At 64.9% G+C, this 9214-nt stretch carries 11 protein-coding genes and 2 pseudogenes; 8 read left to right on the forward strand and 5 right to left on the reverse strand.

Going from position 1 to position 9214, the window contains the following annotated elements:
- The 3 genes and pseudogenes from PGX04_RS09905 to PGX04_RS09915 all read left to right on the forward strand — a co-directional run.
- Positions 1 to 501, forward strand: a pseudogene (locus PGX04_RS09905) (hypothetical protein); the annotation flags it as partial.
- Between the two features lie 91 nt (positions 502 to 592).
- Complete coding sequence (locus PGX04_RS09910) at positions 593 to 1885, forward strand: O-acetylhomoserine aminocarboxypropyltransferase/cysteine synthase family protein (RefSeq protein ID WP_273738346.1); 1293 nt, start codon at positions 593 to 595, stop codon at positions 1883 to 1885.
- 75 nt (positions 1886 to 1960) lie between these two features.
- Positions 1961 to 2350 (forward strand): DUF7522 family protein, encoded by a 390-nt coding sequence (locus PGX04_RS09915; RefSeq protein WP_273738347.1) that lies wholly within the window; start codon positions 1961 to 1963, stop codon positions 2348 to 2350.
- Here the strand turns inward: PGX04_RS09915 and PGX04_RS09920 are convergent.
- Positions 2328 to 2516 carry a hypothetical protein gene (locus PGX04_RS09920; protein WP_273738348.1) on the reverse strand — a complete coding sequence of 63 codons (189 nt, stop codon included), beginning with the start codon at positions 2514 to 2516 and terminating at the stop codon, positions 2328 to 2330. The genes PGX04_RS09915 and PGX04_RS09920 overlap by 23 nt on opposite strands.
- 220 nt (positions 2517 to 2736) lie before the next feature.
- Here PGX04_RS09920 and PGX04_RS09925 point away from each other — a divergent pair, with 220 nt between their 5' ends.
- Together PGX04_RS09925 and PGX04_RS09930 are read left to right on the forward strand one after the other, a co-directional pair.
- Positions 2737 to 3273 (forward strand): DUF5813 family protein, encoded by a 537-nt coding sequence (locus PGX04_RS09925; RefSeq protein WP_273738349.1) that lies wholly within the window; start codon positions 2737 to 2739, stop codon positions 3271 to 3273.
- A gap of 496 nt (positions 3274 to 3769) precedes the next feature.
- On the forward strand, positions 3770 to 3943 hold the full coding sequence (locus tag PGX04_RS09930; RefSeq protein WP_273738350.1) for a hypothetical protein: 174 nt from the start codon (positions 3770 to 3772) through the stop codon (positions 3941 to 3943).
- Between the two features lie 263 nt (positions 3944 to 4206).
- Here the strand turns inward: PGX04_RS09930 and PGX04_RS09935 are convergent, their stop codons facing one another.
- The 4 genes from PGX04_RS09935 to tmk all read right to left on the reverse strand — a co-directional run bounded on the left by PGX04_RS09935 (position 4207) and on the right by tmk (position 6355).
- Complete coding sequence (locus PGX04_RS09935; protein ID WP_273738351.1) at positions 4207 to 4437, reverse strand: Lrp/AsnC family transcriptional regulator; 231 nt, start codon at positions 4435 to 4437, stop codon at positions 4207 to 4209.
- A complete protein-coding gene (locus PGX04_RS09940) occupies positions 4437 to 5195 on the reverse strand; it encodes a potassium channel family protein (protein ID WP_273738352.1) in 759 nt (252 codons plus the stop codon). Before PGX04_RS09940 ends, PGX04_RS09935 begins: the two co-directional genes overlap by 1 nt.
- 217 nt (positions 5196 to 5412) lie before the next feature.
- Entirely contained in the window at positions 5413 to 5643 is a 231-nt protein-coding gene (locus PGX04_RS09945) for an Lrp/AsnC family transcriptional regulator (protein WP_273738353.1), read from the reverse strand.
- 106 nt (positions 5644 to 5749) lie between these two features.
- Entirely contained in the window at positions 5750 to 6355 is a 606-nt protein-coding gene (gene tmk / locus PGX04_RS09950) for a dTMP kinase (protein ID WP_273738354.1), read from the reverse strand.
- A gap of 104 nt (positions 6356 to 6459) precedes the next feature.
- Here tmk and PGX04_RS09955 point away from each other — a divergent pair, with 104 nt between their 5' ends.
- The 3 genes and pseudogenes from PGX04_RS09955 to PGX04_RS09965 all read left to right on the forward strand — a co-directional run.
- Entirely contained in the window at positions 6460 to 7380 is a 921-nt protein-coding gene (locus PGX04_RS09955) for a complex I NDUFA9 subunit family protein (RefSeq protein WP_273738355.1), read from the forward strand.
- 248 nt (positions 7381 to 7628) lie between these two features.
- Positions 7629 to 8807 (forward strand): tubulin/FtsZ family protein, encoded by a 1179-nt coding sequence (locus PGX04_RS09960; RefSeq protein ID WP_273738356.1) that lies wholly within the window; start codon positions 7629 to 7631, stop codon positions 8805 to 8807.
- 201 nt (positions 8808 to 9008) lie between these two features.
- Positions 9009 to 9214: pseudogene (locus tag PGX04_RS09965) on the forward strand (2-phospho-L-lactate guanylyltransferase); the annotation flags it as partial.

Here is a 9214-nt window from a genome sequence, read left to right on the forward strand (position 1 = left end):
GGCCTCGCCGGCTTCGAGGTCACCCTCAAGCTGTCGGGCGACGCCGCGACGGTCTCGAACGCCAGCTATCCCGACGCGTACGGGCTGACGACCGATCCGATCACGAGCGCCGACGGCCGATCGGTGACCGTCGAGGCCGCCGATCTCACCGACGAAGTGACGCCGGGCGCGGCCGACGTCACCCTCGCGACCGTCGAGGTGAACGCCACCGAGACTGCGACCGGTTCGACGACGCTGCGAGTGACGGATTCCCAAGTCGACGCCGACGACGGCGGCCGCATCGAGCCGGCGCTCGAGTCGGGGACGCTCACCGTCGGCGAGAACGGAGCGGAAGCTGCCTCGTCACAGAATGAGGGAACCGAATCGGCGGACGAGACTGCATCCGATGAACCGGATGGTTCCGACGGGTCGGGTTCGGAATCGATTCCCGGCTTCGCCGCCGGGTCGGCGATCGGTGCGATGGCCGTCCTCGCAGCCGCCTTGCTCGCGCGGTCCCGCTGACGCCCCTCGATCGGTTCTTTTGCTGGACGCCGTCGAGACGCCGAACGAGTTCGCCCAGTAGCTTTACCGTATATCGCCTTCTATGCCCGGTATGAGCGACGATCCCGACTCGGAAGCGCACCGCTTCGCCACGAACAGCGTCCACGCCGGCCAAGAGCCGGATTCGGCCACGGGGGCCCGCGCGCCGCCGATCTATCAGACCACGTCCTACGTCTTCGACGACACGGACCACGCCGCCGCGCTGTTCGGCCTCGAGGAGTCGGGCAACATCTATTCGCGGATCATGAACCCGACGAACGCGATGTTAGAGGAGCGCATCGCGACGCTCGAGGGCGGCGTCGGCGCGCTCGCCACCTCGTCGGGAATGGCCGCGTTCGACCTCGCAACCTTCATCCTCGCGGAGGTCGGCGACAACATCGTCTCCTCGTCGGCGCTGTACGGCGGAACCTACACCTACCTCACCCACACCGTCGCGAAGCGCGGGATCGAAACCAAGTTCGTCGACACGCTGGACTACGACGCCTACGCGGAGGCCATCGACGACGACACCGCGTTCGTCCACCTGGAGACGATCGGCAACCCCGCGCTCGTCACGCCGGACATCGAGCGCATCGCCGACATCGCACACGAGCACGACGTGCCGCTGTTCGTCGACAACACGTTCGCGACGCCGTACCTCTGCCGGCCGCTCGAGCACGGCGCGGACCTCGTCTGGAACTCGACGACGAAGTGGATCCACGGCGCGGGTTCGACCGTCGGCGGGATCCTCGTCGACGGCGGCTCGTTCCCCTGGGAGGAGGGAGACTACCCCGAAATCACCGAGCCGAACCCGGCCTACCACGGTGTCAACTTCCGCGAGACGTTCGGCGACATGGCCTTCTCGGTCGTCGCCCGGACCCGCGGACTACGGGATCTGGGCAACCAGCAGTCCCCCTTCGACGCCTGGACGACCCTGCAGAAACTCGAGTCGCTGCCCCTGCGAATGGAAAAGCACTGCGAGAACGCGATGACCGTCGCGGAGTACCTCGAGGAGCACTCGGCGATCGACTGGGTCAACTACCCCGGCCTCGAGAGCCACGAGACCCACGAGGAAGCCAACGAGTACCTCGAGGGGGGCTACGGCGGCATGATCACGTTCGGCCTCGAAGGGGGCTACGACGCCGCCGAGACGGTCTGTAACGAGGTCGAACTCACGAGCATGCTCGCGAACGTGGGCGACGCGAAGACGCTGATCATCCACCCCGCGAGCACGACCCATCAGCAGCTCACCGAGGAGGAGAAGCTGGCCGGCGGCGTCACCGACGACCTCGTGCGCCTCTCGGTGGGAATCGAGGACGTCGACGACGTGATCGCGGACCTCGATCGGGCGATCGAACAGGTGTAGGACGGAGCCGCCGGCGGTTTTACCACGTCGTGACTATCCCTCGTCGTTAAGGTCTCGGGGATCGACTGGTCAAATATGCCGACCGGAATACTCACGTCAGAGGCGTCGGAGCAGATCGTCGCGACCTGTCGGACAGCCATCGGCGACAGTCTCCGTTCGGTTACGTATTTCACGCGCGACGACTACGAGCAGGTCTACCTCCGCGAGGACCTCGAGCGCGACGCCGATCTCTCGACGTTCATCGGCCACGAGTGGCGCGGGTTCAAAACCACCCAGACCGCGTACGAGGGCTCGGAACTCGGTGCGTACGACTACACGATCCGCGTGTTCGAGAATGGCTTTCTGATCCGCGTGACGAACGACAGCGAGGGCGTCTTCGCCACCACTGACGGACTGACGGTCAAAGATTTCGAAGAAGTCGCGACGGCGCTGGACGTGTTCCTCAACGAGCGCGAGATTTCGTAGCGTCGTCGTCGCTCGAGCGCTCGAGATCGCGGTCGTCATCGTCGTCCTCCGCGGGCTCGTCGTCGGCGTCTCGGCCTCTGATCGGGAGGCCGGAGCCGTGGTCGCCGTCCGTTCCGAGGAGGTGAGCGAAGCGACGACGTTCTGCTACGTGTTTATCCAGACTCATACCCCGGATCGTATCCTGTTTCCTCCGTAGTAATGCAGTCCATTTTCGATACCAACGGATTACTTCCCCGTGAAACGGTTCCAGCGACTACCACTGGAGCCGCCGACGCCCGGCTACTGTCACATTTTGTTTCCATCTGCATCCCGCCCCGCACAGATCACAACGTAACAGTCTTCTCACAACGTAACATCCTTTTCCGCCACGCCCGTGAGTACGCATAATGACTGATCTCCCGGCTGCCGTCGAACGCGAACTCGAGTCCCACGACGCCTTCGCCCGAACCGACGACGGCTACGACCTCACGACGACCGTCTTCGAGACGACCGTCACAGCCGACGACGCCGAGGGAAAGCGCGACGGCCGCTTTCTGGTCACCGTCGTCCTCCCCACGCTCGACGCCGCCGTCGCCGACGAGGTCGTCGCGGCCCCCGTCGAAAACGGCTGGTTCGAGACCCTCGAGCGCCGCCTCGAGGACGTCTTCACGGTCGCCCGCACGAGCACGCACGAGGAACCCGTCATCGAACGCGACACCGACGAGGTCCGGGTTCGCCTCGAGTACACCGCGTGGGACGCCGGCGACGGTGCCGACGACGCCAAGGCGCTGATCGAGTTCGTCGAAGGGACCTTCGCTCAGGGGATCATCCCCGGCTACGACTATCGCGGCGAAGCGGCGACGCTGCTCGAGAACGCGCAGGACAGGGGGCAGCAGGCTGCGAACGGGGACGGAGACGGGAACAGTGGCGGCATGCCGTTGTAGACCGAAGTTTTACGCTGTCGTTCGAGAGAGCGAAGCTCTCGCGTGACTGAGCGAATCTCCGATTCGCGAGGTCCGCGAGACCTTTGGTCTCGCTTGATGACGAAAGGCGCGTAGCGCCTTTCGAACCACGGGTGCGCCTGCGGCGCACCTCGGCAAAAATTCGATTAAAAGCACAGGAAGACGCTTCGCATCTTCCAAGCCCTCGTTCACTCCGTTCACGAGGACACTCCTCCTTCCCCTTCGGGTCAGTCGTCGGCCCGCTCGCTCGGCCGGTCTCACGGCCTCCGGCCGTTCGACTTCTCGCGGCGCGTAGCGCCGCGCACGGCTTCGCTCGCGGTCGATACCTGGAAACGGCCTGCCCTTCCCCGAGTCCCGCGGCTCTCGCGTCTGCTTGAGCCGCGCTCCCGGCCACCGCAGTCGCGTCTCTCTGGAATGGCTGTACTCGGACGCGATCGGTATCGGATGAATTTATCACCCAAGTAGACTATCTGACGATATGGTCCAGAAACGACACAAGGCGATCATCGGGGTCGCGATGATCCTCTTGGGACTCGCTCAGGCGAGTTCGTACGTCGTGCAACGCAACTTGGGATTCGCGATCTTCGGACTTTTCTACGCCTGTCTCGGAATCGTGTATCTCTGGGCTGAGGTCTATGCGGTCGACCGATAGTTGCGAGCGACCGACAGAAAAATGACCAGTTAATGATGGCCCATTCCTCAGCTGTCGCATCGGCGAACGAGCGGTTCGAAGAACCCGAGTGATGCCGTTCACCGAGCGCTTCGCGCTCGGGCCGACGACTGACCCGAAAGCCGCGCTCGCGCGGCTGGCGGGGAAGGAGGAGTGCTTTTGGTCCAGCTTTTACCGAGGGCCGCCGCACTGTGCGGCAGCTATGCTGCCGTCAGTGCGGTAGACCGCAGCGTAAAAGCTGGGTTTTAGTCCATAGCAATATACGTCTGCGTGTCTTCGACTCCCTCGATGGCCTGAATGTGGGTCGCCGCGATCTCCTTGACCGCGGCCGGTGACTCGACCTGCGCTTTCGCGATGAGGTCGACGTCGCCGGCGACGATGTGGGCCGATCGAACGCCGTCAATCGATTCGATGCTGTCTCTGAGTCGATCCGCCTCGCCCGTGTTCGCTTTGATCATGACGAATGCTGTAACCATCAGTTGACACCTCCCGAATCCGAATCCGTCTCCGTCCCGCGCTGGAGTTTCGTTGCCGCCGAACTCGAGCCCCCGCCGGCGTTGGCGGCCGCCCGGTTCGGCGGCTCGCCGACCAGGAGCTGGCGGACCTCGCTTAGGACGTCGAAGTCCGCGAGGACGACGAGTCGATCGCCGTCCTCGAGCGAGAGGTCCTCGTCGGGGATGCCGAGATCGCGGTCGCGCTTCCCGAAGGCGAGGACGGTCGCGTCCGCGGGCAGTTGTAGTTCGCTGATCGTGTAGCCGTTGACGGGGGCCGCGTCGGTGATCGTGAGTTCGACGACCTGCAGGTGCGGCGCGATATCGGCGATGGCGCGGATCGTCCCGCCGAGCAGGGCGTTTTTCGCGCCGATCGCGCCCAGCCGCTCGGGGTAGATGATCTCGTCGACCTGATCGGCGTACTTCCGGTAGATCCCCTCGCGGTAGGCCTCGTCGATCCGCATGACGGTCCGACAACCGTAGTGGTTGCCGATCATGCAGGCGGTGAAGTTGACGTTGAGGTCGCCGGTCAGCGCACCGACGGCGTCGGCCGCCGCGATACCGGCCTCCTCGAGGACGTCCTCGCGAGAGCCGTCGCCCTCGACGGTGTGAAACCCTTGATCGCGGGCGCGCCTGAGCGTCGGCTCGTCGCGTTCGACCACCGTTACCTCGTGGTCCTCGTTGCGCAGGACGCGCGCCGTCCGCAGTCCGACCCGTCCGGCCCCGATAATGACGAACCGCATGGACTGGGGTACGCTCGCCCCGGTGAATAAGTTTGCCCCCGACTAGCACGGTATTCGTTCGACCGATAGTGGACCGACGCGCGAGTTCGGCGTGACGCTCGAGTTCGGAGGCTGAGCGGACCGTTCCCATAACGGTCGCGTCCGGCGGCTGCACGGGCCCGCGAGAACACGCGAAACGACGGAGATTGCGGGAGAGCGCGCGACTGACCCGGTACCGCTAGCCCATCGCGATGTACGTCTTCGTCTCGGTGACGCCGTCGAGTCCCCGCATGCTCGAGGAGACGGCCTGGAGCACCTCGTAGACCTCGGACGCGTCGACCTCCGCGATGATGTCGTAGTTGCCCGCGACGATGTGGGCGTCGGCGACCGACTCCAGGTCGCCGATCTCCGCGAGCAGGCCCTCGGACTTTCCGGCGGCGGTCTTCACCATGATGAACGCGTGGACCATCGGAGGTGTGGTACACCCTGGCACGACTAAAGCCTTTGCCCGAAGCCGCCGTCTCCGACGAGAATTGCCGCGGTGGAACGGTGGACGGACGAATCGATGGACGAAGTCAGCGCGACTCGCCGACCGCTTCGGCCAGCGCGTCCGTCGCCGCCTCGAGCACCGCCTCGGGCGACTGCGTCGCGTCGACGCGGACGAACCGATCGGGGTCGCGCTCGAGCAGTCGCTCGTAGTTGTCCCGAACCGACGCGAGGTACTCGGCGCGTTCGAACTTGTTCGTCGTCCCCGCGCGAGCCGCGGCGGTTTCGGGGTCGATATCGAGGTAGATCGTCAGATCGGGATCGATCGAAAACGGCCGATGAATATCGACGACGTACTCGAGCGGATCCGCGAGATCGTAGCCCTCGGCCGCTGTGAGCGTCGCGCCCTGATAGGCGAAGCGCGAGTCGGAGTAGCGATCGGAGACCACGAGGTCGCCGCGCTCGAGGGCGGGTTCGATCACCCGCGAGAGGTGATCCGCGTGATCGGCGGTGTAGAGGAAGAGTTCCGCCAGCGGATCGGCGTCGTCGTCCTCGATCGAGCGGTAGACGGCCTCGCCGTACCAGGAATCGTCCGTGGGTTCGCGCGTGAACGTGGCCTCGGGATACCGCTCGTGCAAGGCCTCCCAGACCGTCGTCTTGCCGCTGCCGTCTAATCCCTCGAGCGTGACGAGCATGGTCGACCCTCGTCGTGACGGGTACTACAATCTGTCGAGAGCCTCGAACGGGCCACGCGGTATCGCCGCCCATCTATTTATCGCTGCGAAATCACGTTTCGGCCATGAAGATCCTCGTCGCCGGCGGCACCGGCTTCATCGGCACGAACCTGTGTGCGGAACTGGTCGAACGCGGCCACGAGGTGACGGCGCTCTCTCGGTCGCCGGATGACGGCGGGCTCCCTGACGGCGTCGAATCGGCGATGGGCGACGTCAGCGCCTACGACTCGATCGTCGACACCGTCGCAGGTCACGACGCCGTCGTCAATCTGGTCTCGCTCTCGCCGCTGTTCGAACCGCCCCGCGGGACGAGCCACCGGGAAGTCCACCTCCGGGGCACGGAGAACCTCGTTCGCGCCGCCGAGGCCGGCGGCGTCGGTCGGTTTCTACAGATGAGCGCGCTCGGGGCCGATCCGAACGGCGCTACCGCGTTCATTCGCGCCAAGGGCGAGGCGGAAGCGGTAGTCCGCGACTCCGCGCTCGAGTGGACGATCGTTCGCCCGTCGGTCGTCTTCGGCGACGGCGGCGAGTTCGTCGAGTTCACGAAAACGCTGACGACGCCGTACCTGACGGCGTTGCCCGGCGGTGGAAAGACGCGGTTTCAACCCATCTGGGTCGGTGATCTCGTCCCCATGCTGACCGACGCGCTCGAAGACGACGCGCATATCGGCGAGACCTACGAACTCGCCGGCCCGCAGGTCGTCACGCTCGCGGACGTGACGGAGCTCGCTTACGACGCCGAGGGAAAAGACGTCAGGATCATTCCGATCCCGATGGGACTGGCCAAACTCGGACTTTCGGCGATCGGTCCGCTGCCGTTCGTTCCGTTCGGCCCGGATCAGGCTCGCTCGCTCGAGTTCGACAACACCGTCGACGAAAACGACGTGACCGTCTTCGGCCGAGATCCGGCGGCGATGACGACGCTCGGCGCGTCTCTCGGCCGCAACGGGACGGACCGTCGGGAACGATCGGCGAAAACGGCCTGACGTTCAGATCGATGTCGTCGTCGCTCACAGCGTCCGATCACGTCGCGATCGGGCGCGAGAGAACACCTAACCTTAAAAAACAGTATGAGACGGAGTAAACGGCGTTTTCGAGATCGGAGAATCGGTGCAAATACCACCCCAGTCGACCGATACGGAAGAATATTAAAGGAAACGTGAAATTCAGCTCAGCACAAGACTTATAACCTCCATTGCACTGGTACCAATGCAACGGAGCCCCCAAACAAACAATGAAGCTGGCGATGATCGGATTCGGACAGGCCGGTGGCAAAATCGTCGATCGATTCCTCGATTACGACGATCGGACGGGTAGCGGAATCGTCCGCGCGGCGATTGCCGTCAACTCCGCGAAGGCGGACCTCATCGGTCTCGATAATATACCACAGGAGAATCGCGTACTCATCGGCCAGGCCCGCGTCAAGGGCCACGGCGTGGGTGCTGACAACGAACTCGGCGCGGAAGTCGCCGAGGAGGACATCGACGAGGTACAGAACGCCATCGACTCGATCCCGACCCACGAGGTCGACGCCTTTCTGATCGTCGCCGGCATGGGCGGCGGTACCGGTTCCGGTGGCGCGCCCGTCCTCGCCAAACACCTCAAGCGGATCTACACGATCCCGGTCTACGGCCTCGGCGTCCTGCCGGGGACGGACGAAGGCGGGATTTACACGCTCAACGCGGCGAGATCGTTTCAGACGTTCGTCCGCGAGGTCGACAACCTGCTCGTCTTCGACAACGACTCGTGGCGACAGACCGGCGAGTCCATGGAAGGCGGCTACGACCAGATCAACGAGGAGATCGTCCGCCGATTCGGCATCCTCTTCGGCGCCGGCGAAGTCGGAGAGGGGCAGGAAGTCGCCGAGAGCGTCGTCGACTCCTCCGAGATCATCAACACGCTCTCCGGCGGTGGTGTCTCCACCGTCGGCTTCGCCTCGGAGGACGTCGAGGTGAACTCGGGCGGCGGCCTGCTCTCCCGGTTCACCGGCGACACCGGCGGCGACGACAGTCTCGACGCCGCGAACACGACGAACCGCATCACGAGCCTCGTCCGCAAGGCCGCACTCGGCCGACTCACGCTCCCGTGTGAGATCGAAGGCACCGAGCGCGCCCTGCTCGTGCTCTCCGGACCCTCGGAGTATCTGAACCGGAAAGGCATCGAGCGCGGGCGGAAGTGGCTCGAGGAGGAAACGGGAAGCATGGAAGTTCGCGGCGGGGACTTCCCGCGCGGAGAGCCCGAAGTGGCTGCGGCCATCTTGCTCTCCGGCGTGACGAACGTCCCGCGGATCAAGCGACTGCAGCAGGTCGCGATCGAGGCCCAGGACAACATCGACGACATCCAGCAGGACAGCAGCGAGAACCTCGAGGAACTCGTCGAGGACGACGAGGACGAACTCGAGCCGCTGTTCTAGGCCGTCGTTCGTTCGAAAATCGCGAGCGGCCGGACTCGTGTCGGGGGGCACGAGGCCGGGAGCACACTCGCGCTTGCGGCGCGTATTGCTTGCGGCGCGGATCGCTCGCGATGTGGAGTACGCGACGTGTATTTCGCGACGGCGAGCGGGCGCACTCCGACGTGTTTTTGAGCGCGCCCGAACTACCGCAACCAGATTCAGATGCGCGTCCTGGTCCCGTTCGCCGCCGAGACGCCGAAGACTCGCCTCGAGTCCGCGCTCACGCCGGCCGAGCGCGGGGTGCTTTCCCGCGCCATGCTCGCAGACGTCCTCTGTGCGATCGTCGGCGCGGGACACGAGCCGAGGATCGTCTCGACTGCGCCGCTCGATCTCGAGGCGTTCGATCTCCCGGGCGAGGTCGCCGCGTC

Source organism: Natrinema soli (assembly GCF_028618695.1).

Excerpts from the sequence above, each read along its gene's own strand:
- PGX04_RS09955 (WP_273738355.1), top strand. The coding sequence starts at position 6,460 with ATGAAGATCCTCGTCGCCGGCGGCACCGGCTTCATCGGCACGAACCTG.
- PGX04_RS09920 (WP_273738348.1), bottom strand. The coding sequence starts at position 2,516 with ATGAGTCTGGATAAACACGTAGCAGAACGTCGTCGCTTCGCTCACCTC.
- PGX04_RS09925 (WP_273738349.1), top strand. The coding sequence starts at position 2,737 with ATGACTGATCTCCCGGCTGCCGTCGAACGCGAACTCGAGTCCCACGAC.
- PGX04_RS09935 (WP_273738351.1), bottom strand. The coding sequence starts at position 4,437 with ATGGTTACAGCATTCGTCATGATCAAAGCGAACACGGGCGAGGCGGAT.
- PGX04_RS09915 (WP_273738347.1), top strand. The coding sequence starts at position 1,961 with ATGCCGACCGGAATACTCACGTCAGAGGCGTCGGAGCAGATCGTCGCG.
- PGX04_RS09960 (WP_273738356.1), top strand. The coding sequence starts at position 7,629 with ATGAAGCTGGCGATGATCGGATTCGGACAGGCCGGTGGCAAAATCGTC.
- tmk (WP_273738354.1), bottom strand. The coding sequence starts at position 6,355 with ATGCTCGTCACGCTCGAGGGATTAGACGGCAGCGGCAAGACGACGGTC.
- PGX04_RS09940 (WP_273738352.1), bottom strand. The coding sequence starts at position 5,195 with ATGCGGTTCGTCATTATCGGGGCCGGACGGGTCGGACTGCGGACGGCG.
- PGX04_RS09930 (WP_273738350.1), top strand. The coding sequence starts at position 3,770 with ATGGTCCAGAAACGACACAAGGCGATCATCGGGGTCGCGATGATCCTC.
- PGX04_RS09910 (WP_273738346.1), top strand. The coding sequence starts at position 593 with ATGAGCGACGATCCCGACTCGGAAGCGCACCGCTTCGCCACGAACAGC.
- PGX04_RS09945 (WP_273738353.1), bottom strand. The coding sequence starts at position 5,643 with ATGGTCCACGCGTTCATCATGGTGAAGACCGCCGCCGGAAAGTCCGAG.